23 protein-coding genes and 1 pseudogene are annotated in these 22,984 nt (G+C 33.6%); 18 read left to right on the top strand and 6 right to left on the bottom strand.

Features of this window, described 5'->3' with window-relative positions:
• Window positions 1-13: 13 nt before the first annotated feature.
• Window positions 14-586: pseudogene (locus NST14_RS12100) on the top strand (C1q-like domain-containing protein); the annotation flags it as partial.
• A 923-nt stretch (window positions 587-1,509) separates the two neighbouring features.
• Here NST14_RS12100 and NST14_RS12105 read toward each other — a convergent pair.
• The gene (locus tag NST14_RS12105; protein WP_000412568.1) at window positions 1,510-1,704 is read right to left on the bottom strand and encodes a hypothetical protein; all 195 of its coding nucleotides are present in this window, start codon (window positions 1,702-1,704) and stop codon (window positions 1,510-1,512) included.
• A 393-nt stretch (window positions 1,705-2,097) separates the two neighbouring features.
• Here NST14_RS12105 and NST14_RS12110 point away from each other — a divergent pair, with 393 nt between their 5' ends.
• The 4 genes from NST14_RS12110 (at window position 2,098) to NST14_RS12125 (ending at window position 5,039) form a co-directional block, all read left to right on the top strand.
• Window positions 2,098-2,949: a peptidylprolyl isomerase PrsA gene (locus tag NST14_RS12110; RefSeq protein ID WP_000727481.1), complete on the top strand. Its 852-nt coding sequence runs from the start codon at window positions 2,098-2,100 to the stop codon at window positions 2,947-2,949.
• Between the two features lie 486 nt (window positions 2,950-3,435).
• Window positions 3,436-3,654: a hypothetical protein gene (locus tag NST14_RS12115; RefSeq protein ID WP_000864286.1), complete on the top strand. Its 219-nt coding sequence runs from the start codon at window positions 3,436-3,438 to the stop codon at window positions 3,652-3,654.
• Between the two features lie 212 nt (window positions 3,655-3,866).
• Window positions 3,867-4,034, top strand: a complete 168-nt coding sequence (locus tag NST14_RS12120; protein WP_000050509.1) for a hypothetical protein — start codon at window positions 3,867-3,869, stop codon at window positions 4,032-4,034.
• Window positions 4,035-4,703: 669 nt separating this feature from the next.
• A complete protein-coding gene (locus tag NST14_RS12125) occupies window positions 4,704-5,039 on the top strand; it encodes a YolD-like family protein (RefSeq protein ID WP_001000611.1) in 336 nt (111 codons plus the stop codon).
• 188 nt (window positions 5,040-5,227) lie between these two features.
• Here NST14_RS12125 and gerPF read toward each other — a convergent pair whose 3' ends face one another.
• The gene (gene gerPF, locus NST14_RS12130; protein WP_001141565.1) at window positions 5,228-5,443 is read right to left on the bottom strand and encodes a spore germination protein GerPF; all 216 of its coding nucleotides are present in this window, start codon (window positions 5,441-5,443) and stop codon (window positions 5,228-5,230) included.
• A gap of 209 nt (window positions 5,444-5,652) precedes the next feature.
• Here gerPF and NST14_RS12135 point away from each other — a divergent pair, with 209 nt between their 5' ends.
• Window positions 5,653-5,988: a hypothetical protein gene (locus NST14_RS12135; protein ID WP_001066866.1), complete on the top strand. Its 336-nt coding sequence runs from the start codon at window positions 5,653-5,655 to the stop codon at window positions 5,986-5,988.
• 226 nt (window positions 5,989-6,214) lie between these two features.
• Window positions 6,215-6,427: a YqaE/Pmp3 family membrane protein gene (locus NST14_RS12140; protein WP_000990231.1), complete on the top strand. Its 213-nt coding sequence runs from the start codon at window positions 6,215-6,217 to the stop codon at window positions 6,425-6,427.
• Window positions 6,428-6,495: 68 nt separating this feature from the next.
• Here the strand turns inward: NST14_RS12140 and NST14_RS12145 are convergent, their stop codons facing one another.
• On the bottom strand, window positions 6,496-6,705 hold the full coding sequence (locus NST14_RS12145; protein ID WP_002163658.1) for a KTSC domain-containing protein: 210 nt from the start codon (window positions 6,703-6,705) through the stop codon (window positions 6,496-6,498).
• A gap of 465 nt (window positions 6,706-7,170) precedes the next feature.
• Between NST14_RS12145 and NST14_RS12150 the strand changes: the two genes are divergently transcribed.
• On the top strand, window positions 7,171-9,681 hold the full coding sequence (locus NST14_RS12150) for a PBP1A family penicillin-binding protein (RefSeq protein WP_074532975.1): 2,511 nt from the start codon (window positions 7,171-7,173) through the stop codon (window positions 9,679-9,681).
• Between the two features lie 101 nt (window positions 9,682-9,782).
• Here NST14_RS12150 and NST14_RS12155 read toward each other — a convergent pair whose 3' ends face one another.
• Window positions 9,783-10,064 carry a hypothetical protein gene (locus tag NST14_RS12155; RefSeq protein ID WP_000270175.1) on the bottom strand — a complete coding sequence of 94 codons (282 nt, stop codon included), beginning with the start codon at window positions 10,062-10,064 and terminating at the stop codon, window positions 9,783-9,785.
• 238 nt (window positions 10,065-10,302) lie between these two features.
• Here NST14_RS12155 and NST14_RS12160 point away from each other — a divergent pair, with 238 nt between their 5' ends.
• The 8 genes from NST14_RS12160 to NST14_RS12195 all read left to right on the top strand — a co-directional run bounded on the left by NST14_RS12160 (window position 10,303) and on the right by NST14_RS12195 (window position 20,002).
• Window positions 10,303-11,448 carry an MFS transporter gene (locus NST14_RS12160; protein ID WP_000440647.1) on the top strand — a complete coding sequence of 382 codons (1,146 nt, stop codon included), beginning with the start codon at window positions 10,303-10,305 and terminating at the stop codon, window positions 11,446-11,448.
• A gap of 16 nt (window positions 11,449-11,464) precedes the next feature.
• A complete protein-coding gene (locus NST14_RS12165) occupies window positions 11,465-11,755 on the top strand; it encodes a HesB/YadR/YfhF family protein (protein ID WP_001222846.1) in 291 nt (96 codons plus the stop codon).
• Between the two features lie 395 nt (window positions 11,756-12,150).
• On the top strand, window positions 12,151-13,272 hold the full coding sequence (gene mmgD / locus NST14_RS12170; RefSeq protein WP_002170253.1) for a citrate synthase: 1,122 nt from the start codon (window positions 12,151-12,153) through the stop codon (window positions 13,270-13,272).
• 98 nt (window positions 13,273-13,370) lie between these two features.
• The gene (gene prpD / locus NST14_RS12175; protein WP_000598131.1) at window positions 13,371-14,807 is read left to right on the top strand and encodes a 2-methylcitrate dehydratase; all 1,437 of its coding nucleotides are present in this window, start codon (window positions 13,371-13,373) and stop codon (window positions 14,805-14,807) included.
• A gap of 18 nt (window positions 14,808-14,825) precedes the next feature.
• Entirely contained in the window at window positions 14,826-15,734 is a 909-nt protein-coding gene (gene prpB / locus NST14_RS12180) for a methylisocitrate lyase (protein ID WP_000312650.1), read from the top strand.
• Window positions 15,735-15,888: 154 nt separating this feature from the next.
• Window positions 15,889-17,598 (top strand): acyl-CoA dehydrogenase family protein, encoded by a 1,710-nt coding sequence (locus tag NST14_RS12185; RefSeq protein ID WP_074532976.1) that lies wholly within the window; start codon window positions 15,889-15,891, stop codon window positions 17,596-17,598.
• A gap of 16 nt (window positions 17,599-17,614) precedes the next feature.
• Window positions 17,615-18,505, top strand: a complete 891-nt coding sequence (locus NST14_RS12190; RefSeq protein WP_000719437.1) for an NAD(P)-dependent oxidoreductase — start codon at window positions 17,615-17,617, stop codon at window positions 18,503-18,505.
• 36 nt (window positions 18,506-18,541) lie between these two features.
• Window positions 18,542-20,002 (top strand): CoA-acylating methylmalonate-semialdehyde dehydrogenase, encoded by a 1,461-nt coding sequence (locus NST14_RS12195; protein WP_000633359.1) that lies wholly within the window; start codon window positions 18,542-18,544, stop codon window positions 20,000-20,002.
• 70 nt (window positions 20,003-20,072) lie between these two features.
• On the opposite strand, the gene NST14_RS12200 is transcribed toward NST14_RS12195, so the two are convergent.
• Both NST14_RS12200 and NST14_RS12205 read right to left on the bottom strand, forming a co-directional pair.
• On the bottom strand, window positions 20,073-20,705 hold the full coding sequence (locus NST14_RS12200; RefSeq protein WP_000572339.1) for a LysE family translocator: 633 nt from the start codon (window positions 20,703-20,705) through the stop codon (window positions 20,073-20,075).
• Between the two features lie 223 nt (window positions 20,706-20,928).
• The gene (locus NST14_RS12205) at window positions 20,929-21,984 is read right to left on the bottom strand and encodes an enoyl-CoA hydratase/isomerase family protein (RefSeq protein WP_000134898.1); all 1,056 of its coding nucleotides are present in this window, start codon (window positions 21,982-21,984) and stop codon (window positions 20,929-20,931) included.
• 316 nt (window positions 21,985-22,300) lie between these two features.
• Here NST14_RS12205 and NST14_RS12210 point away from each other — a divergent pair, with 316 nt between their 5' ends.
• Window positions 22,301-22,558 (top strand): hypothetical protein, encoded by a 258-nt coding sequence (locus NST14_RS12210; protein WP_001145041.1) that lies wholly within the window; start codon window positions 22,301-22,303, stop codon window positions 22,556-22,558.
• 184 nt (window positions 22,559-22,742) lie between these two features.
• Window positions 22,743-22,982, top strand: a complete 240-nt coding sequence (locus NST14_RS12215) for a DUF2584 domain-containing protein (protein WP_000667348.1) — start codon at window positions 22,743-22,745, stop codon at window positions 22,980-22,982.
• Window positions 22,983-22,984: the final 2 nt, after the last annotated feature.

The following is a 22,984-nucleotide window of genomic DNA, read 5'->3' on the forward strand; positions in this document are numbered from 1 at the left end:
GGGATTTACTACGTCTTATTATTACTGTAAGTATTGTAAAGATTATAAAAAGAAAAGTCATAATTGCTTTAGAGAAAATAGTAAATGTGATAAAAAGTATGTAAAAGAAAATTGTTGTGAGGATAAGAAGGAAAAACTTGTAAGGGCATCTGCCTTTAGAGCTGTTAATACAATGAATCAACCTGTCCCGGAAAATACTTCTGTTAAAGTATTGTTCCAAGATGAACAGTTTGATTTAGCGAATGAATATAACCCAGCAACATCTATTTTTATTCCGAAGACTAAAGGGGTATATAGTATATTAGGGAATATAACATTCTCTCCAAATGATTTTAATGTGAACTACAGAGCTAGAGTTGAAATTCGTGTGAATGGAAATCCAGCGATAGCAATAGATAATGATTTCTTTGGGACTGGAGTATTTTTTAACAATGATGTTTCAGTAACTTCTATTCTTCAATTAGAAGCAGGGGATTCAGTTGAAGTTTTTGCTGAGAGTAGTGTCGCCGGAGTAATTGTTCAAAATGTTAATGGCGTGAATACGGTTCATTTTGAAGCTGCAAGATTTCCTTCTCCAATTAAATAACGAAGAGAATAAAATACTTTTCAGTAGGTTTAGTTAATCCCCTGTACCGAATGGTGGGGGATTATTATTGTTATTTTTTTATAAGTAAATCGGTTAAATAGAGTTTGTTTCATGAGAATTTCACATGCTAAAGATGTAATGATGAAAGGTAAAGTTTTAAAATTATTTTTTACAGTTTTGATGTTGAAAGGGCTATCTTATTTTAAGTATTAGATTTTCTGCAGGTAATAAAAAGAGTAAGTAACAAGGGTGTAAAAGTTCTTTGGCGTTACATTTGCTAGTTGCCTAACGGTATAAAAAGACATCTTAATTTATGTCCGTATAATTAAAGGCTTTTTCATTACTATATAGAAATTACATATTTAACATCGGTTTGTGCAGGTATTACTATTGTATGGAAAGGAATAACATGAAGGCAAGTACACTATATAAAAATAAAATAAAACCTAAGATGAGTAGTATGGGATGCAACTTGAACATATTTGACCTCCTTGAGTATATAAAGAATTTTAATACATCTTTTGTGAATTTAGAAGGAAAATATATTAGATGAATGGTGCTTGAATGGATACACGAATTTAATAGAGTAGTGAATGTCTAATAAATAAAGAAGTATTATGGGGGACACCTTGACTAGATTATTTATAAAGGGCAGGTCGATTTACCCGACGTGAAATATAAAAGTGATCAGATTTATATGTACAGAATAAGGGATAAATAAAAAAAGAGCATACATAAAAAGTACGCTCTAAAGAAAGATAGGTTTTATGAGTGGATAATCTCCATACGATAATATATGTTCGGTTGGTGTAAATGTGTGAAAAATCAATAAATTATCAATGAAATATCATGAAATGAGTAATCTTAGTCTATTAATAAGGTTTTGTAGTTAACCAAATTGTAAGGATTTTGTATAGAATGGATTAACAACTCGATAATGATCGTACTTCAGTTTCATATTTCGTATAGTTTGGATATTGTGTAATAGTTTGACATTTAGGTGTGGAAAGTTGATTAATTATAGAAACATTTGTAATTACTTCGTTACAAGGACCGAAAAATGTAACTTTTAATTTTGAATTTGGTGGGACTTTGAAAACAATAGGTTTTTTCTCCATGAAATCAGCTCCTATGATGCAGTATTATTGTATACTGCGTTTTTTGTTTAGATTATAAAGGCATATTAGTATAATATGAATCTTTAGTTGATAATGATATAAAGTTCACTACTATGCAGAGCCTGAATGTATAAATTATTAAGGGAATATTAATGAATCAAAATTTTTACATGTGTGGGCAGAGCGAAAAATGCGGTACATATTGGATAAAATAATTGGATACTAGAAGAGCATGTAACTATAGGTAGTTACATGTGTTATGAATACGTAAAGAGTCCCTTTACTGATACATAGTTTATTCAAATGAAATGAATTACATCTAGAAAACACATTGTATACACAACAACACTGTATAGTTATTCTTATATAATAATAAAAGTGAGGTATTTTGAATTGAAAAAGAAAAAGTTATTTTTAGGAACAATTATTTCATGTGTAGTACTGGCATTATCTGCATGTGGTTCCTCAGACAACGTAGTAACATCAAAAGTAGGAAATGTTACAGAGAAAGAGTTAAGTAAAGAATTAAGACAAAAATATGGGGAAAGTACTTTATACCAAATGGTGTTAAGTAAGGCGTTGCTCGATAAATATAAAGTTTCAGATGAGGAAGCAAAAAAGAAAGTAGAAGAAGCAAAAGATAAAATGGGTGAGAACTTTAAAGCGACTTTAGAACAACTTGGATTGAAAAATGAAGATGAATTAAAAGAAAAAATGAAGCCAGAAATTGCATTTGAGAAAGCGATTAAAGCGACTGTTACAGAAAAAGATGTAAAAGATAACTATAAACCAGAAATGAAGGTAAGTCACATTTTAGTAAAAGATGAAAAGACTGCTAAAGAAGTGAAAGAGAAAGTAAATAACGGAGAAGATTTTGCGGCTTTAGCGAAGCAATACTCAGAGGATACTGGTTCAAAAGAACAGGGCGGGGAAATCACTGGTTTTGCTCCAGGGCAAACGGTAAAAGAATTTGAGGAAGCTGCATATAAATTAGATGCAGGACAAGTAAGTGAACCAGTAAAAACAACTTACGGTTACCATATTATTAAAGTGACAGATAAAAAAGAATTAAAGCCATTTGATGAAGTAAAAGATTCAATTCGTAAAGATATAGAACAGCAAAGACTACAAGACACGACAGGTAAATGGAAACAACAAGTAGTCAATGAATTATTGAAAGATGCTGATATTAAGGTGAATGATAAAGAGTTTAAAAATACATTTGAATTTCTAGAAAAGAAATAATGACTGTAATTAGAAAAGGGAACCTTTAAAGGTTCCCTTTTCTAGTTAGTGTGTGAGTTATAAATAGATAGTAAGACAATACAATATTACATATAAATATTAAGAATTACAATGGGAATTTATGTAATTATTTTGAAGTAGGTTAATCATCACTTCATAGAATGTTGATATTATAATGTTTTGTTTCATCTCATTAAATATAAAATGAATTAATTAATTTTAGCCCATTATTTGTAGGCAGTAAGATTTGCGTAGGCTAATTATTAGTCAGGAATGAACAAAGATTGAGTGGATTAAAGTTTCACTTTATAGAAGTGGATAAACATAATTTGCAGAATGAAACATACAATAAGATTGAAATATATTGACGTTAAATGAAGTGAAAAGCAGAGCATTCTATTAAGATGGATGTTCTTTTTCGTATGAAATTTTAAGGTGAAGAATGAATTATTGGATAGATAAATAAATGATGTAGGGGGAGAAAATGTGAAAGTAATTTTTCAAAGAGAAGACGGAGGGAAAATTTTTGAATCGTATGATGAAGATATAAATAACCTATTAGCTATTTTAAAAGAAACGAAAGGGATTAAGATCGGGATGGTTGAATATGAGGTATTAAAATACGAATTAGAGTATTTTCGAAACCCGAAAAAAGCAGTAACAGAGAGGGAGTTACATATAATAGTACAACCAAAATATATTTAGTAATTAGAGTGAATTATAAATAAATAAATAGTTTGACGCAGTATGTACGAACAGAGAGTGTTTAAATTGCTCTCTTTTCATAGAAATTTATAAGGAACGAGTTTTGATTCTTTATAAATCTCATAGATTTTTTGAATTTAGGCAGGGATTTTATATTTGGGTAGATAAATGTTCATATAAGTTATTTTTATGTGAATATTGGAGGAGTAAAAATGAGTTTAGCAAGTTATATAGGATGCAATGTAGAAATTCCGTTAACGGATCCAGATTCTAATGATGTAATTGTTTTTGGACCATGTTTTTCAGATGAAAGTATGCTTGAAATTGTACAAGAGTTTCAATTTCAAACAAGTTACACGTATGAAATTTCAACAATGTGAGGTATTGAACTTGATGAGTGGCAAACAGAAAGGGAGAAGAAGGAAGCTAAAAAAAAGCTAATAGCTTTATGCACGATTATGGAAGGTTATTTAAATGATGGGGACTATTTTGAATTATTCAGTTGTTGGGTTGGTAATGAAGATAAGGAACGATTGGGAGAATTAAAATTAAAAATAAATCATTTTCATATAGATGAGATTCGTATTCCAGAAAGAACACTTGTCAGGATAGAAAAATAAATATAGAAATATAGGTGATTAGAAAAAACGACTTCTCTTTAAGTGAAGTCGTTTTTTAGTTGATACGTGAACTTCCTATTAAATGGGAAAAAGGCTCATTTGATGAAGAAAAAATAAATTCCTTCTCAAAAGAACGTAGGTTCGTGTATAATTAGAACGAATGTTCTTGTATGTGTAGATAGTATACGATTTAGAAATAAAGTGAAAATGTAATTAGTGGGTGTTCATCATCCACTAATTACATTTTCACCAATCGGCTGTTTACGAGGAGTTGATTTTCGACTTACTTTCCTTGTATGTTGTGAATTTTGAGGTGGGAGATTTCCTATCTGTTCATGCGGTGGAAATATGAGCCGAGCAATTATTAAAGAATAATCGAAGCGCAATATGTTTGAAATAGAATGGATAAATAATCGAGGAGATAGAGAAATGAATGATGTAAAGATACAAAGAGCAAAAAGAGAATGGGTTCCATTTACAGTAATGTCGGAACAGTTATTAAGTATGCGAAAGGTTATTGGGGAGAAATTTAAAGTACAAAAACCATTTTTAACAAAAGAAGCAAAAGAGGGAATTTCTGATAAATTATTAATGTCATTATTGTCTGAGAAAGAAATATTGGTGACATATTTTGAAGATGGATACATACTTACAAGCTACATGACAGTTGTACATATAAATCCGCTAAAGCGCATTGTAATGTGTACTGACGCGTTTTATAAAACTTACGTATTTAATACCACGGATATTATTGAAATAGCGTAAAGTAAGCTATGTTAGATGTGAAACAGAAAAAATGAAACGGAAAAGCAGCTAGCTTCATACTAGCTGCTAAGCCCCAGGGAAAGGGAGAAAAAGATAGGGTACTCCAAAAATCAACAATAGCTGTATAACAGCCTGATTATAGTATGGACAAATTAAAAATTCTTAAACAGAACGATGAAAAAATAGGGTTAAGCTGTACCGACTTGGTTTTGATCCGCAAGGTCAGAATCAAACGTATTAGTCGCACTCACACCATTAAAAGTATTAACAACAAAACCAACGTTGGAAGCACCAGATCCATTATAAGCCTTCGTGTTTTCTTTTGGAGAAACGTTATAGAAATCACCTAAATTAAATGAACCGTTACTATTTTGTACAACTAAATTCCCTACAACTGAGGGCATAGTTCTCACCCACTTTACAATCATTTGTTAACACTACTATATGGTCTTATAGTCCAAAGGGTTCATCTAACGAAAATTGCGGAATAATAAAACGTTTGAAGTGTAGCTTAATCCCATAATAAAAGTGTGTTAAACTGAATGTAAGGTTACGTAATTAAAAATGAAAATTGTATAATTATCATATATGAAAACAAAGGAGGCAAAATGTAATGAATAATGTTATAAAAAAAGTAGATTTAACAGATGCAAAGTCAAGTAATCTTGTTGCACTTATTTATAGCAATGAAGTTATATTGGTGGAAGAAGCATTTTGTCCAAAGGAAATAAAATTAAAGTTTAATGAAATTGCAATTTTATCGGCTATTAAAACAGCGCATATAATGAAAGTATCCATTAGAAAAGAGCTTGACGCGTTTTTTCATGACACGGGTGTTTTATTGGTGAAGCATAGTGCTGAGTATGGAAACAGTCAATCTATCACTATGCATTTTGAACAATTTAAAAAGTTACAACATGAGATTGAGTATTTAAGTAAAAGTATGTAATAAGGCAAGATGAAGATTCTTTCATAGAGGTGAACAGTTCTATGTTGAAAAAATGGTTTGAAAATTTTTTAGACGAATCTCACTGTAAACATAAATATAGTTTTATTAAGATGTAGGATATGGTAGAACAGTTATTAGTGGGTAATAAAAATATCGGAAATGTAAAAGTTACTGGTTTTTATAGTGTATGGAGAGAGAAAAATACAAAACAAGGAGTTTTCAAGAGATGATGTATTTGTTGGCAATTCTTCTTCCACCTGTAGCCGTATTATTTTGCGGAAAACCATTTCAAGCAGTAATTAATTTCATATTAACATTAATATTTTGGGTTCCAGGTGTTATTCATGCGATATTAGTTGTACATGATAAAAAAGCAGATCGGCGTTTAAAAAAACAAATTCAAGCATATGATGAAATAAATAAAAAGAACAGAAGATAGCTGAGTTGTGAAATGATTTAAAAAAGAAAGGGGGGACTACCTCCTTTCTTTTTTCATTCTAGTTAAGTTTAAATTTTAGTGTAGCGGTAAGAATTTTTAATATAAGTATTGTGATAATTCGTTTTAGAGTGTGCGTTTAATAAACCGGTGTAAATGTTTTCAGGAACGTTAAAGAAATCATACAGTCCATGCTTTAATTGAATGCGTAAAATCATAGAAAAAGGATTATAGCCAACAGCAACTATAGTTTTGGAAATCACGGGAGATAACTCCATCATTACGCAACTCCTCACTTTTCATTTTTAATAATATCTTATAGATGTTGAGGTTGTGGTGTTGAAATCTTTATAATTAAAGAGGTATTATACTTATATGCAATATATTAAATGTTCGTTATACGTAATTATAAGGAAGTTCACACGAAGTACATATCGTTGTGCTATTTTTATTTCACCTTTGATTTATAAATAAGAAAATATTGACCATTTGAAAAAAAGGTATATTATTTATACGAGGTATTAAAAATTCACTTTTTACATTCTATGCTTAAAGGGGCAGCATTATTAGAAAAATAGAAGTGAAAATACTTTGTGTAACAAGCATTCTAAAATTTATAATCTGTGAATTAGGAAAATATTGAATGCTCCAGGTCAATATACTTTCTTAATTAAATTTATTTTAGAAAGTGACCTCAATATTTTTAAGTAAATCAACGGGAGAATTGAAAGGCAGGAGAAAGTAACATGTCAGAAAATTATCGTTCTCGAGAGGAGCGACGACAAGTTAAAAAGAAAAAACAGCCAGCTTCTAAAACACAAAAACCAAAAGGTAAAACATCATTTTTTCGCAAGTTTTTAATTACTTGTTTATTACTTGGTATTGTTGGTTTAGTGGGGGGAGTTGCTACCTTCTTCGTAATGATTAAGGATGCACCAAAACTTGAGAAAGCAAAACTTGTTAATCCGTTATCCTCAAAAATTTATGATAAAAATGGCGATTTGGTATATGAATACGGGAAAGAAAAGCGGACGAATGTTACGTATAATCAAATTCCTAAATTAGTAGAAAATGCATTTTTAGCAACAGAGGATGCACGTTTTTACGAGCATAGCGGAGTAGACTTTAAAGGTACTGCCCGTGCTGTTTTGGTGAGTCTTAAAGGAGATTACGGTTCACAAGGTGGAAGTACAATAACGCAACAGGTTATTAAAAATTACTTCTTATCGATGGAAAAAACATCAAAACGTAAAGTTCAGGAAATATATTTAGCGTATAAACTAGAACAACAATATTCAAAACATGAAATTTTAGAAATGTATTTAAATAAAATTAACTTAGGAAACCGTTCGTATGGTATCGCAACAGCAGCACAAAACTACTATGGTAAAGAATTGAAAGATTTAACATTACCAGAAGTTGCGATGCTTGCAGGTTTACCAAAAGCACCGAATAACTATGATCCGACGAAAACAGAAAATATTGAAAGAGCAACAGAAAGAAGAAATGTTGTACTAAAATTAATGAATCGACATGGTTATATTACGAAGGCAGAAATGGAAGAAGCTTCGAAAGTTAAAGTAACAGATGGACTTAGGACTGCAACTGTACAAGCAATGCCATATCCTGCATTTATGGATGCGGTTGTGAAAGAAGTTGAAAAAGAATTGCCAGATGCTAATATTGGTTCTGACGGTTTAGAAATTTATACAACATTAGACACGAAAGCACAGGATTTTGCTGATAAGATTTTAAATGAAAATATTATTAATTATCCAAATGATAAGTTCCAAGGTGCTTTCACATTTATGGATACGAAAACCGGAGAGGTTCGTGCTATAGGTAGTGGGCGCGGTGAAAATAAAGCCGTATTTAAAGGGCATAATATGGCCATTGAATTAGATCGTGCAGCTGGTTCGACGATGAAGCCAATCTTTGATTACGGTCCTGCAATTGAATACTTAAAATGGGCTACGTATCATCAAATTGATGATTCTCCATTTAAATATTCAACTGGACAAGAACTTCGAAATGCAGACAGAAGTCATTTAGGTCCAATTACTATGCGTGAGGCGTTAAAAATGTCACGTAACGTTCCAGCAGTTAAAACTGCAAAAGAAGTAGGACTTAATAAATCAAAGGAATTCTCTGAGAAATTAGGTATTACATTTAAAAAAGCGCCAACAGAATCTACAGCTATTGGTACAAACGAAGTATCACCAACTGAAATAGCGGGTGCTTATGCGACATTTGGTAATGGTGGTAAGTATGCAAAACCGCATTTTGTTAAGAAAGTAGTTTATCCAGACGGAAAGTCACAAAGTTTTGGACAAAAACCAAAACAAGTTATAGCTGACTCTACAGCATATATGATTACTGATATGCTTCGTTCAGTAGTGACATCAGGTACTGGTACAGCAGCAAATATAAGTTCTTTAGATGTAGCTGGAAAAACAGGTACAACAAACTATGATTCAAAACAATTAGCGAAATTTAACATTCCGGAAAGTGCAACTCGTGATAGTTGGTTTGCAGGTTATACACCGCAGTATACGATGGCAGTATGGACTGGATATATGAAAGATGGTAAAGACGAGTATATTAGTAGTAAAAATACGAAAATTGCACAGTTGATCTTTAAAGCAATGATGAGTCAGTTTGCTACTGACAAATCAAGATTTAAAATGCCAAGTAGTGTAATTCAAGAAGGTAGTGAGCTGCGTATAAAAGGTGAAAAACGTGATTCTTCTCCAAATACGAGCGTACCGGATACGACAGAAAAACCAAAACAAGATCAGCAGCAAAAAACTGAAGAAGAGAAAAAGCAAGAAGAATTAAAGAAACAGGAAGAACTGAAAAAACAAGAAGAAGAAAAGAAACAAGAGGAACTTAAGAAGCAAGAAGAACAAAAGAAACTAGAAGAGCAAAAGAAACAAGAAGAAGAAAAGAAACAAAATGAACAAAATAATGGAGGGGGCCAAGGAGATACGACACCTCCAGCAAATAACGGAGGAGGCCAAGGGAATACGACACCTCCAGCAAATAACGGTGGAGGCCAAGGGAATACGACACCTCCAGCAAATAATGGAGGAGGCCAAGGAGATACGACACCTCCAGCAAATAACGGTGGAGGTCAAGGGAATACGACACCTCCAGCAAATAATGGAGGAGGCCAAGGAAATACAACTCCACCAGCGACCACACAACCAGAAACTGGCGGTAATGCAGGAGAGGCCCCTGCTAATAATGGACAATAAGAAAATTTTATAAAAAATATTAAAAAGCACTTAAGATTTGTAAAAATTATAATCTTAAGTGCTTTTTTCTTTTAAATGCAGTAGCTATGAGACAATGTATTTTAAATATTAAAAGTACCATAGAAGTTTTGAAAATAAATTGAAGGAAAATGATAAAAAATTTGAGATTGAGGTAACGGAGGATAAGCGTGGCTTTGAAAGGGGGTACTACTTGGATGTGCACCATGATGCCAAAATGAGGGGGTAATTTGACCGGGAATTTGATAGTGTTGCCAAGTTGCGGGAAGTTCAATACCGACATCAGAACTAGCTGTATGAACGGCGGGAACGTGTATCCCAGGAGCCGAAGGAACTACGGCAGTTACTCTTGATGATACCCACATAAAAATATTCACTCCTAAGTTGCGATAATAAAGTAGTATATTCTTTTCACACATATAAAGGTACAGTTAGATAGGACTTTAGGCTAAAACATACGTATAAAGTTGTAAGACCAATTTAAATTGAAGGTAGACTATTTATTATAAAAAGATACGTCTATTTACGGAGGGAAAAGGAACAAGGAAACAGTAAAATAGAGGTGTTAATTGTAAGATTTTACGTTTTTATGGAGGAATATTTATGGAACGATTATGGACGAAATCATTTATTCAAATGACTTTCGCAATGTTATTCTTATTTACAGCATTTTATTTACTTGTTCCAACGCTCCCACTTTTTATTAAAGAGATAGGTGGCAATGAATCACAAGTCGGACTTATGATGGGAATGTTTACAATAGCGGCAGTTGTAATACGACCGATTATTGGAGGGATGTTGGATCAATATGGTAGAAGATCCTTTATTATTTTGGGACTCATCTTTTTTGGGTTAACGATGTACTCTTATCATTTAGCGACGACTATTGTCCTTTTAGCTGTTTTACGTGTTATTCACGGAGTAACATGGGCTGTTTCTACAACAGCTGTTGGAACAGCGATAACTGATATTATTCCAGATTCACGCCGTGGTGAAGGTATGGGTTGGTATGGAATGGCTATGACGATTGCAATGGCAATCGGCCCAATGATTGGATTATCGGTTGTACAAAATTATTCATTTCACGGCCTTTTCTTATTAGCAACTCTTTTATCCTTTATGGCAGTCTTACTATCGTTAATGACGAAAATGCCATTCACACCACAAAAAGAAAAAGGGAAAATACAACTGTTTGAAAAATCGGTTCTATCCATTACGATAGTTGTATTCTTTTTATCATTTGCATATGGAGGCATTACGACGTTTTTACCGCTATTTGCATCGTCAATTGATGTGAATCCTGGGACATTCTTTCTTGTATATGCAATTGCTTTAACGATTGTAAGGCCAATTTCAGGAAAACTATTAGATAAGTATGGAGAAGTATTTATCATACTTCCGGCACTATGCATTACTATTATTGCAATAGTTGTATTAACGATTTCAAATGATTTAATAGGTGTAGTTATCGCAGCTACATTATATGGTGTTGGATTCGGTTCAGCACAGCCAGCATTGCAAGCGGCAATGCTTACAATTGTCGATCCGAGTAAAAGAGGAGTTGCGAACGCTTCATTTTTTACAGCGTTTGATTTAGGAATCGGGTTAGGTGCTATTTTACTTGGAGTTGTTTCACAAATGTTTGGTTATCGTATTTTATTTTCAGGGAGTGCAATTTCAGCATTAATAGCCTTAATTATTTTCGTCTTCTTTGTAAAACAACGATTAGGAAAAAAAGAGTTTGCATAAACTGGGGGGAATAAAGATGAGAATTTCAATTGATCGTAAAGCTCTACAATGGTTCCAGGAAGAATTACGTATAAAGCACGGTGAATCTGTACGTTTTACTGTAAGGTACGGAGGGAATAGTTCAATTCAGCCTGGATATTCTTTAGGGATTGTTGCAGAGAAACCAGATGGGGAAATCGTGTCAGTTGAGAAGGAAGGTATTATATTTTTTGTAGATGTTGATGATCTTTGGTATTTTCAAAACTATGATTTATTTGTAAGTTATCATGAGGAAATGGAAGAAATTCAATTTAATTATGTAAAATAATAACTTTATTAAAAATGAATAAGTTTTATATAAAAATTATATTTAAGACATAGTGAAATAAATATCATATAGTAACGAGCTGTATTTATGTACAGCTCGTTTTTTCTATTTCGTAAATAAAATTAGAATAATTGTATATTTGGCGGTGTTATATGGAAAATCTTTATATCTTGTTTTTAAAAATATGCAAAGAAGTCTATTCTTTCTTTATAAAATATAAGAATTATTTTCAAAAAATTGTATTGTTACAGTAAGAAAAGTATAGGAAACTTATCATTATAAAATAAATTGAAATCTTCTAAAAACTCTGATACATTGAAATAGAAATGTAGTTTCACAATATTGTAAAGGCTTACAGTTATGTGCACGAAGATCTATTAGGATTGGAGGAAATAATGATGAAAGCTGAAGAAAAATTTTCCCCGGGATTAGATGGTGTAGTGGCAGCGGAGACGAAGATTTCGTTTCTTGACACAGTGAAAGGTGAAATTGTAATTCAAGGGTATGATTTAATCGAACTCTCAAAAACAAAAGAGTACTTAGACATTGTGCACCTTTTATTGGAAGAACATCTACCGAATGAAGATGAAAAAGCAACACTTGAAAAGAAATTAAAAGAAGAATACGCGGTACCAGAAGGTGTATTCAACGTACTGAAGGCATTACCGAAAGAAACACACCCTATGGATGGATTGCGTACAGGTGTGTCCGCATTAGCTGGTTACGATAATGATATTGAAAACCGCTCGTTAGAAGTAAACAAAAGTCGCGGATACAAATTATTGAGTAAAGTACCAAACATTGTAGCGAATAGCTATCATATTTTAAATAATGAAGAGCCAATCGAACCACTTAAGGAATTATCATATAGCGCGAATTTCTTCTATATGTTAACAGGTAAAAAACCAACTGAACTTGAGGAGAAGATTTTTGATCGTTCCCTTGTTTTATATAGTGAACATGAAATGCCAAACTCTACATTTACAGCGCGCGTTATTGCATCTACGCAATCCGACTTATATGGTGCTTTAACAGGTGCGGTTGCATCTTTAAAAGGTAGCTTACATGGCGGTGCAAACGAAGCGGTTATGTACATGCTTTTAGAAGCTGGTAATGTTGAAAAGTTTGAAGAGTTATTACAGAAGAAACTATATAACAAAGAAAAAATTATGGGCTTTGGACACCGTGTATATATGAAGAAGATGGACCCAAGAGCACTGATGATGAAGGAAGCTTTAAAACAGTTATGTGATGTGAAAGGTGACTATACACTATATGAAATGTGTGAAGCTGGAGAAAAGATTATGGAGAAGGAAAAAGGAATTTATCCGAACCTTGATTATTACGCAGCTCCAGTATATTGGATGCTTGGTATTCCAATTCAACTGTACACACCAATCTTCTTTAGCTCTAGAACAGTAGGACTATGTGCGCACGTTATTGAGCAACATGCGAACAATCGTTTGTTCCGTCCACGTGTAAATTATATTGGCGAGCGACATGTGCTTAGTAAATAAGAACAACTGGGGAGTTGTTAGCACCGCCCGCCAGATGGGTGTTTGACCGACACCCATCATTAATAATAACGAATTTTCGACAGAAAGGGAAGGATAGCATGATTAAAACAAATGAAATTAAACAAAAAGATGCATTATTAGAAGAGATTACGGATTATGTATTAAATAAAGAGGTAACAAGTGCAGAAGCATTCAGTACTGCTCGTTACGTATTACTTGATACACTTGGATGCGGAATTTTAGCATTACAATATCCAGAATGTACGAAATTATTAGGACCAGTTGTACCAGGAACAATCGTGCCAAATGGTACACGTGTACCAGGTACGTCATATGTACTTGATCCAGTGAAAGGTGCATTTAATATCGGATGTATGATCCGTTGGTTAGACTATAACGATACTTGGCTTGCAGCAGAGTGGGGACATCCATCTGATAACTTAGGCGGAATTTTAGCTGTGGCAGATTATATTAGCCGTGTTCGTATTTCAGAAGGAAAAGAACCGTTAAAAGTACGTGAAGTATTAGAAATGATGATTAAAGCACATGAAATTCAAGGTGTACTTGCTTTAGAAAACAGCTTAAACAGAGTTGGTCTTGACCACGTATTATATGTAAAAGTAGCAACAACTGCTGTAGTTGCGAAAATGCTTGGTGGAACACGTGAAGAAATCTTTAATGCATTATCACATGCGTGGATTGATAATTCTAGTCTTCGTACATATCGTCATGCTCCAAATACTGGATCACGTAAATCATGGGCAGCAGGTGACGCGACGAGCCGCGGTGTTCATCTTGCAATGACTGCTCTAAAAGGTGAAATGGGTTACCCTACAGCATTATCTGCACCAGGATGGGGATTCCAAGATGTATTATTCAATAAACAAGAATTAAAATTAGCAAGACCATTAGATTCTTATGTAATGGAAAATGTATTATTTAAAGTTTCATATCCAGCAGAATTCCATGCACAAACAGCTGCAGAATGTGCTGTGAAATTACATCCAGAAATTAAAGGGAAATTAGATGAGATTGACCGTATTACAATTACAACGCACGAATCAGCAATTCGTATTATTGATAAAGAAGGTCCATTAAATAACCCAGCGGATCGTGATCATTGCTTACAATACATTACGGCAATTGGTTTATTAAAAGGGGATATCGTTGCGGATGATTATGAGGATGCAGTAGCAAATGATCCACGTGTAGATGAATTACGTAATAAGATGGTTGTTGTTGAAAATAAACAGTACAGTTTAGATTACCTTGACCCGAACAAGCGCTCAATCGCCAACGCTGTTCAAGTTCATTTCAAAGATGGAACTGTAACAGAAAATGTGGAATGTGAATATCCACTTGGTCACCGTTTCCGTAGAGACGAAGCGATTCCAAAAGTTGTTCAAAAATTCACTGCAAATATGGCAGGTCATTATTCTAGTAAGCAACAAGAACAAATTCATGAAGCTTGTTTAAATGAAGAGAAACTAGAAAATATGAATGTAAATGAATTTGTAGATCTATTCTTAATTTAATAATAGGGGGAATTTAGAATGGCTTGGGTTGTGAATAAACAGTCAACACAAGAAGAGCTTGCGAATCGCTTCCGAGCTTTAGTAGAAGCAAATGAAATTTTGCAAATTCCAGGTGCTCATGACGCAATGGCAGCTCTTGTTGCGAAAAATACAGGTTTTTCAGCTCTTTATTTATCAGGAGCTGCTTATACTGCAAGTAAAGGGCTACCTGATTTAGGAATCGTGACGTCTACTGAAGTAGCAGAGAGAGCAAGGGATCTAGTAAGAGCTACAGACTTACCAGTTCTTGTTGATATTGATACTGGATTCGGTGGCGTCCTAAATGTAGCGAGAACAGCAGTAGAAATGGTGGAAGCGAAAGTAGCAGCTGTCCAAATTGAAGATCAGCAATTACCAAAGAAATGTGGCCATTTAAATGGTAAGAAACTCGTTACGACAGAAGAATTAGTTCAAAAGATTAAAGCGATTAAAGAAGTTGCACCGAGCTTATATATTGTAGCGCGCACAGATGCTCGTGGTGTAGAAGGATTAGATGAAGCAATTGAAAGAGCGAATGCATATGTAAAAGCAGGTGCAGACGCAATTTTCCCAGAAGCGCTACAATCAGAAGAGGAATTCCGTCTATTTAATAGTAAAGTAAATGCACCTTTACTTGCCAATATGACTGAGTTCGGGAAAACGCCGTATTATAGTGCAGAGGAATTTGCGAATATGGGCTTCCAAATGGTTATTTATCCTGTAACTTCACTTCGCGTAGCAGCGAAAGCGTATGAGAATGTGTTTACTTTAATTAAGGAAACTGGTTCTCAAAAAGATGCACTTTCTAATATGCAAACGAGAAGTGAGTTATATGAAACAATTTCATATCATGACTTTGAAGAACTAGATACTGGAATTGCAAAAACAGTATTATCAGAGGATCAATAGATAAAACAACTAAGGCGATGAGAATACATCTTTAGCAAGACAAACTGCTTGATGTGAAAATTCATCGCCTTCTGTTTTCAAAAATAAGATATTCCACTCATCGTAGACGAGCATATGTAGTAGCAAGTAAGGCCGAAATGATAGGGGGATTCAGATGGAGAAAACGAAGTTACCGTGGGATGAATTTTTTTCACTTAATAAAGATGTGAATCATGCTTTCTTTACGCCAGAAGATTTTTCAGGAGACGAAGATTTAATCGCAAAAACGACTGAACAATTCGTTAAACAAGAAATTGTTCCACAAATGGAGAATATTGAACAACATAACTATAAAGTTTCTCGTCAATTGTTTGAGAAAGCTGGAGAACTTGGATTATTAAGTATCGAGGTTCCAGAAGAATATGGCGGATTTGAATTAGGAAAGGCAGTTTCAGGGCTTGTAGCAGAAAAAATGGGATACGCTGGTGCATTTAGCGTTTCATTTAATATACACGCAGGTGTAGGTACATTGCCTTACATATATTACGGAACGAAAGAACAAAAAGAAAAATATTTGCCGAAAATTGCATCAGGAGAATGGATTGGGGCTTATGCTTTAACTGAACCAAATGCTGGTTCTGATGCTTTAAGTGCAAAAACGAGTGCAGTATTAAATGAAGATGGTACTGCTTGGAAGTTAAATGGTGAGAAGCAATGGATTACAAATGCTCATATGGCAGATGTATACGTTGTTTTTGCGAAGACAAATAAAGGAATGACAGCGTTTATTGTCGAAAGAACATGTGAAGGGGTATCTATTGGGCTAGAAGAAAAGAAAATGGGGATTAAAGGTTCTTCAACGGCTACCCTTATTTTAGAAGATGTTGTCATACCTGCTGAAAATGTTTTAGGGGAAGTTGGGAAAGGGCATCACGTAGCTCTTAATATTCTTAACTTTGCTAGATTAAAACTTGCCTTTGGAAATATTGGAACAGCAAAGCAAGCAATTGGATTGTCCGTTCAATACGGAAAAGAACGTAAACAGTTTCAAACGGAATTAGTAGACTTTACGATGATTCAAGAGAAAATTGCAAATATGATCATTGCTACATATGGAGCAGAAAGTGCAGCGTATCGTACAGCAGGTGTAATTGATGAAGCAATTCATGAGAGCGATGAAGATCTTATGAAGAAAATGTCTCAATTTGCAATTGAATGTGCACTGAATAAAGTAAATGCTTCTGAAACACTTGGTCATATCGTAGATGAAGCTGTACAAATTCATGGTGGTTACGGTTATATGCAAGAGTATGAAGTAGAACGATTATACCGTGATGCTAGAATTAGTCGTATTTTTGAAGGGACGAACGAAATTAATAGATTAACAGTTGCCAAAATGTTAATGAAGCAAATGGAACAAATTGAAGATACTGAAATAGAGATTGATGTAGAAAATGTCGAAAGAAACCATCGTTACATTTTATTAGCGAAAAAATTGTTGAAACAATCTTTGAAAACGCTCTCTAAAACTCCAGGTTTAAAAATTGATCAAGAGCAAGAATATTCACGTGTATTATCAAATATGTTAACGGACGTGTACGTCATGGAATCAGCATTTTTACGTACGAGTAAAGCAATTAGTAAAAATGGTGCAGAAAAAGAGCGTACGAAACAAATGATAACTGACGTTATTTGTGAAGAAGGCTATCGCAAAGTAGAAGAATCAGCGATTTCTATACTTTCCGCGGCTATTACAGAAGAACAAGATAGACACGTGATTTTAACTGAAATTCGTCAATTATTAGTGCCTTTATACACGAACGTATTTACAAAAAAGAGAGAAATTGCGAAAGCTAGTATAAATCGCGGAAAGTATATTGTGTAAATAGGAGGAAAGCGATATGAAAAAGATTGGTTTTATCGGTTTAGGTAACATGGGTCTTCCGATGTCTAAAAATTTAGTTAAATCAAGTTACACAGTATATGGTGTGGATTTAAATAAAAATGCTGAAGCTTCTTTTGAAAAAGAAGGCGGAATTATCGGCTTATCAATTTCAAAACTAGCAGAAACATGCGATGTAATTTTTACAAGTTTACCTTCACCTCGCGCTGTTGAAGCGGTATATTTTGGCGAAGAAGGATTATTTGAAAATAGTCACTCGAATGTAGTTTTAATTGATACAAGTACTGTATCTCCACAGTTAAACAAACAGTTAGAGGAAGCTGCAAAGGAAAAGAAAGTAGACTTTTTAGCAGCACCTGTTAGTGGTGGGGTAATTGGAGCTGAAAACCGTACATTAACATTTATGGTTGGTGGATCAAAAAAGGTATATGAAAAGACGGAATCTATCATGGGTGTATTAGGTGCGAACATTTTCCATGTTAGTGAGCAAATTGATAGTGGGACAACAGTTAAATTAATTAATAACCTATTAATTGGTTTTTATACAGCTGGTGTGAGTGAAGCTTTAACATTAGCGAAAAAGAACAATATGGATTTAGATAAAATGTTTGATATTTTAAATGTAAGCTATGGTCAAAGTAGAATTTATGAGCGCAATTATAAAAGTTTTATTGCATCAGAAAACTACGAGCCAGGTTTTACTGTAAATTTATTAAAGAAAGATTTAGGGTTTGCAGTAGATTTAGCGAAAGAAAGTGAGCTTCACTTACCAGTAAGCGAAATGCTATTAAACGTATATGAAGAAGCAAGTGAAGCTGGGTATGGTGAAAACGATATGGCTGCTTTATATAAGAAAGTTAGTGAACAATTAATTTCTAATCAAAAATAATAGACTTATAAACATCATAAAAAAGGAGAGAATATAATGATTACAACTGAAATTAAACGAGTAAAAAATCATATTAATGGTGAGTGGGTAGAATCTACTGGTACAGAAGTAGAAGCAGTTCCAAATCCGGCGACTGGAAAAATTATCGCTTACGTTCCGCTATCTCCGAAAGAAGATGTTGAAAAAGCTGTTGAAGCGGCAAAAGCAGCATACGAAACATGGTCTAAAGTACCAGTTCCGAATCGTTCAAGACAATTGTATAAATATTTACAGCTTTTACAAGAAAACAAAGAAGAACTTGCAAAAATCATTACGCTAGAAAATGGTAAAACATTAACGGATGCAACTGGTGAAGTACAACGTGGTATTGAAGCAGTAGAACTTGCAACATCTACTCCAAATTTAATGATGGGACAAGCACTTCCGAATATTGCAAGCGGCATTGATGGATCAATTTGGCGCTACCCAATTGGAGTTGTTGCTGGAATTACGCCGTTTAACTTCCCGATGATGATTCCATTATGGATGTTCCCGCTTGCAATTGCTTGTGGTAATACATTCGTATTAAAAACATCTGAAAGAACGCCACTTTTAGCAGAGCGACTTGTAGAGTTATTCTATGAAGCTGGTTTTCCAAAAGGCGTATTAAATTTAGTGCAAGGCGGAAAAGATGTTGTAAATAGCATTTTAGAAAATAAAGATATTCAAGCTGTTTCGTTCGTTGGATCTGAGCCGGTAGCTCGTTACGTATATGAAACAGGTACGAAACATGGGAAACGTGTACAAGCGTTAGCTGGTGCGAAAAACCATGCGATTGTTATGCCAGATTGCAATCTTGAGAAAACGGTACAAGGTGTAATTGGATCTGCATTTGCAAGTAGTGGAGAGCGCTGCATGGCATGTTCAGTAGTAGCAGTAGTTGATGAAATTGCAGATGAGTTCATCGACGTACTAGTAGCAGAGACGAAGAAGTTAAAAGTAGGTGACGGTTTCCACGAAGATAATTATGTTGGACCATTAATTCGTGAGTCTCATAAAGAACGCGTATTGGGCTATATTAACAGCGGTGTAGCAGATGGAGCTACTTTATTAGTAGATGGCCGTAAAATTAAGGAAGAAGTTGGAGAAGGTTACTTTGTAGGTGCGACAATCTTTGACGGTGTAAATCAAGAAATGAAAATTTGGCAAGATGAGATTTTTGCTCCAGTATTAAGCATTGTACGTGTTAAAGATTTAGAAGAAGGTATTAATCTAACAAATCAATCTAAATTTGCAAATGGTGCGGTTATTTATACATCAAGCGGTAAACATGCACAAACGTTCCGTGATAACATCGATGCGGGCATGATCGGTGTAAACGTAAACGTTCCAGCACCAATGGCATTCTTCGCATTCGCAGGAAATAAAGCTTCATTCTTTGGTGATTTAGGTACAAATGGTACAGATGGCGTTCAATTCTATACACGTAAAAAAGTTGTAACTGAGCGCTGGTTTTAATATAAAGTAGACAGCCAAATCAGTTGTTAAAAGAAAACCACCACTATGAATAGTGGTGGTTTTCTTCTTGTTAATTGCTTTTTTCAAAAGCGAGTTTAATACCAAAACCAATTAAGACAATTCCCGTTAACCCTTGAATATAACGTTGTGTCTTCGGTTTTTTCATAAAAGCACTAATTTTATCAATTAAAAATATATAAAAAGCGAACCAAATAACTGTTAAAACTAAGTAAGTAAGGCCCATTATAAGAAGTTGGATAAACGTATTATGATTTGGATTTAAAAATTGCGGTAAAAATGTTAAAAAGAAGACTGCGATTTTAGGGTTTAATAAATTTGTAAGAAACCCTTGGCGAAAGCAAGAAGTATTCTCGTTTGCGTTATTCAAAGATATATCGTTCGTATTGACGCCTTCTTTATTTCTTACTGCTAAAAGGGCTTTAATACCAATATAAATTAAATATAGAGCTCCAACGTACTTGAAAATAGAAAATAAAAGAGCTGACTTTACAATAAGTGCGGAAAGTCCGATTACTGCTGCTAAAGTATGAATTAATAGTGCAACACATGTACCGAACACTGTTTTCACCCCGCCTACCTTACCAGCAACTAATGTGTTTTTCGTAGCCATTGCAGTATCAGGACCAGGTAAAATAATAAGACAAATAGACATAATGATGAAAAGAAAATAATTTTCAATCATAGTCGCTCCTCCTTCTTTTATTTTTAGAATATTTAATTAAAAATAGTGTAGCACATAATTCGATTTAATAAAATTAAATTTTATTAAAATTTATTAAATAGGAAAAAGGCTATATAGGCGTGTAATTATACGACTATATAGCCTCAATTTAATCCCGTATGAAAGGGCGATTGCTTCTACTAATAATAAGAGGGAGATAAACCCTACTTATTAAATTCTCACTTTACGCATTAAGTAAGTTAAAGAACCGGTTTACATCTTCTTCTGAAACATCACTTAACTGCTTATATTTATAATTTGGATTTTGGTCTTTATCAACGACAACAGATCGTACTCCTTCAAAGAAATCTTCATGTCTCATGAAGTTTTTAGCAAGTACAAGGTCAGTAGCGAAACATTCTTCAACGGACTTATTTTGTCCATCAATAAACTGTTTTAATGTTACTTTTAGTGAAATAGGAGATTTTGATAATAACGTTTCTTTCGCTTTTAAAGAAAAGGAACTTTGATCTTTCTCTAATGAATGAATAATTTCTTCAATTGTATCGAATGCAAAATGTGAATTAATTTCTTCTAATGAAGGAGCAAGCTCGCTTTCTAATGTTGGAGCAGTTGCAAATGTACGAATGACTTCTTTTAAATGAGTATGTACATCATCTTCTTTAGACCAATTTACACTTTCCAGTTCAGTAAGGAAATTTGGTAATGAATCAGATGCAATAAAATAATCAGCAGCGTTTATAAATAATACGTCAGAAGCTTTTAAAATAGATGCTGTTAAAGCGACATAGCGGCCGGCATACCCTGGAGCTTTATTTAAGAAATAAGCAGCACCGACGTCTGGGAAGAAGCCAATATTCATCTCTGGCATTGCCCATTTCGTACGCTCAGTTACAATTCTGTATTTCGCACCATTTGTAAGACCGACACCACCACCCATTACAATTCCATCTAAACAAGCGATAATCGGTTTTTTATATTGATAAATATATGTATCAATTTCATACTCTTCTTCAAAGAAACGTTCCGCATGCTGCAATGCAGCTTCATTTGAACGTGCTTCATAAAGAGTTTTAATGTCGCCACCTGCACAAAAACCTTTTGTGCCAGCTCCTTTTAATACGATAAGCGCAATTCGCTCATCATGTTCCCACTCTTTCAGTTTTGCCCCAATTGGTTGCAACATGTCATAAGATAAAGAATTAAGTGCTTTTGGGCGGTTTAAAGTAATTGATGCAACGCCGTTTTCGCTAACAGAAAATAAAACGTGTTCAGTCATAATTCATCCTCCCTTACATATCTTCTTATTCTTAATTCTTTATACGTACTGAAATGTCCTTTATAAATTTTGTCTAAAGTTGGCGGTATATGTTAATTTATCCACTGCATATTTTGACGAGTTATATTTGCAGGATTTTGGAGGTTGAAAATGAATATTACAACATTACTGTAATTGTAATTATTTGAAGTTACCATGATAAACACGCTATTATATATGTGTAAATTGTACATAATCACTTCGAAAAGAGTATTTGAAGTGATTATAATGAAAGAAAAATTGCTTTTCATTAGAAATAGAGAAAGGAGAAATCGGAATGCCAGTACCTTTACTATTGTCGGTGATTATTTTGTCTTCTTTAATGATAGGGATAACGCAATATTTTCATCATACAGATACGACAGAGGAAGTGAAGGATAAAGTACGACTTGTATTTCCGATTTTTATCATATCTATTTCTTTTTGCATTTTATTAAATAAAGATGGGTACATTGTTGCAGTATTTTCATTTTTTGTAGCGATTGTTTTCATTACAGTTTTATATTATGTAATGAAAGAATTTATCCAAAAATAAAGATGTCATATGAGACATTTTTATTTTTGGAAAGAATAAAATTTCACATACCGTATTATATGTGAAATTAAAAAAACATATCGCAATAGAAAAGTATGTACTTTACCGTGTATTTACTTGTCAATCTTGCATAGCCAATATACTATTAATAGTGTAGAGATTAGAAAAAGGGGTTGTATCTATCATGAAATTTGAGATGCACACAAAAATTATTTCAAATGAAAAAGAAGTAAGATTACATATAGAAGAAAACATATTTCAATTAAAATTGGATGGTTATCACTTATTTACAGTTCAAGAAATATTACCTTTATATAAATCAAATGAAGAAAGAATCGGTAGTGCAATGATACAAAAGTTAGAATGGGAGAACGGAAAAACTACAATAAACTATCAACTTGTATCACTAAATTCAGTAAATTAAAA

Source organism: Bacillus sp. FSL W8-0519 (genome assembly GCF_038005585.1).
Taxonomy (GTDB): Bacteria; Bacillota; Bacilli; order Bacillales; family Bacillaceae_G; genus Bacillus_A; species Bacillus_A paranthracis.

Excerpts from the sequence above, each read along its gene's own strand:
- NST14_RS12105 (WP_000412568.1), bottom strand. The coding sequence starts at position 1,704 with ATGGAGAAAAAACCTATTGTTTTCAAAGTCCCACCAAATTCAAAATTA.
- NST14_RS12120 (WP_000050509.1), top strand. The coding sequence starts at position 3,867 with ATGAGTTTAGCAAGTTATATAGGATGCAATGTAGAAATTCCGTTAACG.
- NST14_RS12125 (WP_001000611.1), top strand. The coding sequence starts at position 4,704 with ATGAATGATGTAAAGATACAAAGAGCAAAAAGAGAATGGGTTCCATTT.
- gerPF (WP_001141565.1), bottom strand. The coding sequence starts at position 5,443 with ATGCCCTCAGTTGTAGGGAATTTAGTTGTACAAAATAGTAACGGTTCA.
- NST14_RS12135 (WP_001066866.1), top strand. The coding sequence starts at position 5,653 with ATGAATAATGTTATAAAAAAAGTAGATTTAACAGATGCAAAGTCAAGT.
- NST14_RS12140 (WP_000990231.1), top strand. The coding sequence starts at position 6,215 with ATGATGTATTTGTTGGCAATTCTTCTTCCACCTGTAGCCGTATTATTT.
- NST14_RS12145 (WP_002163658.1), bottom strand. The coding sequence starts at position 6,705 with ATGATGGAGTTATCTCCCGTGATTTCCAAAACTATAGTTGCTGTTGGC.
- NST14_RS12150 (WP_074532975.1), top strand. The coding sequence starts at position 7,171 with ATGTCAGAAAATTATCGTTCTCGAGAGGAGCGACGACAAGTTAAAAAG.
- NST14_RS12155 (WP_000270175.1), bottom strand. The coding sequence starts at position 10,064 with ATGTGGGTATCATCAAGAGTAACTGCCGTAGTTCCTTCGGCTCCTGGG.
- NST14_RS12160 (WP_000440647.1), top strand. The coding sequence starts at position 10,303 with ATGGAACGATTATGGACGAAATCATTTATTCAAATGACTTTCGCAATG.
- NST14_RS12165 (WP_001222846.1), top strand. The coding sequence starts at position 11,465 with ATGAGAATTTCAATTGATCGTAAAGCTCTACAATGGTTCCAGGAAGAA.
- mmgD (WP_002170253.1), top strand. The coding sequence starts at position 12,151 with ATGATGAAAGCTGAAGAAAAATTTTCCCCGGGATTAGATGGTGTAGTG.
- prpD (WP_000598131.1), top strand. The coding sequence starts at position 13,371 with ATGATTAAAACAAATGAAATTAAACAAAAAGATGCATTATTAGAAGAG.
- prpB (WP_000312650.1), top strand. The coding sequence starts at position 14,826 with ATGGCTTGGGTTGTGAATAAACAGTCAACACAAGAAGAGCTTGCGAAT.
- NST14_RS12185 (WP_074532976.1), top strand. The coding sequence starts at position 15,889 with ATGGAGAAAACGAAGTTACCGTGGGATGAATTTTTTTCACTTAATAAA.
- NST14_RS12190 (WP_000719437.1), top strand. The coding sequence starts at position 17,615 with ATGAAAAAGATTGGTTTTATCGGTTTAGGTAACATGGGTCTTCCGATG.
- NST14_RS12195 (WP_000633359.1), top strand. The coding sequence starts at position 18,542 with ATGATTACAACTGAAATTAAACGAGTAAAAAATCATATTAATGGTGAG.
- NST14_RS12200 (WP_000572339.1), bottom strand. The coding sequence starts at position 20,705 with ATGATTGAAAATTATTTTCTTTTCATCATTATGTCTATTTGTCTTATT.
- NST14_RS12205 (WP_000134898.1), bottom strand. The coding sequence starts at position 21,984 with ATGACTGAACACGTTTTATTTTCTGTTAGCGAAAACGGCGTTGCATCA.
- NST14_RS12210 (WP_001145041.1), top strand. The coding sequence starts at position 22,301 with ATGCCAGTACCTTTACTATTGTCGGTGATTATTTTGTCTTCTTTAATG.
- NST14_RS12215 (WP_000667348.1), top strand. The coding sequence starts at position 22,743 with ATGAAATTTGAGATGCACACAAAAATTATTTCAAATGAAAAAGAAGTA.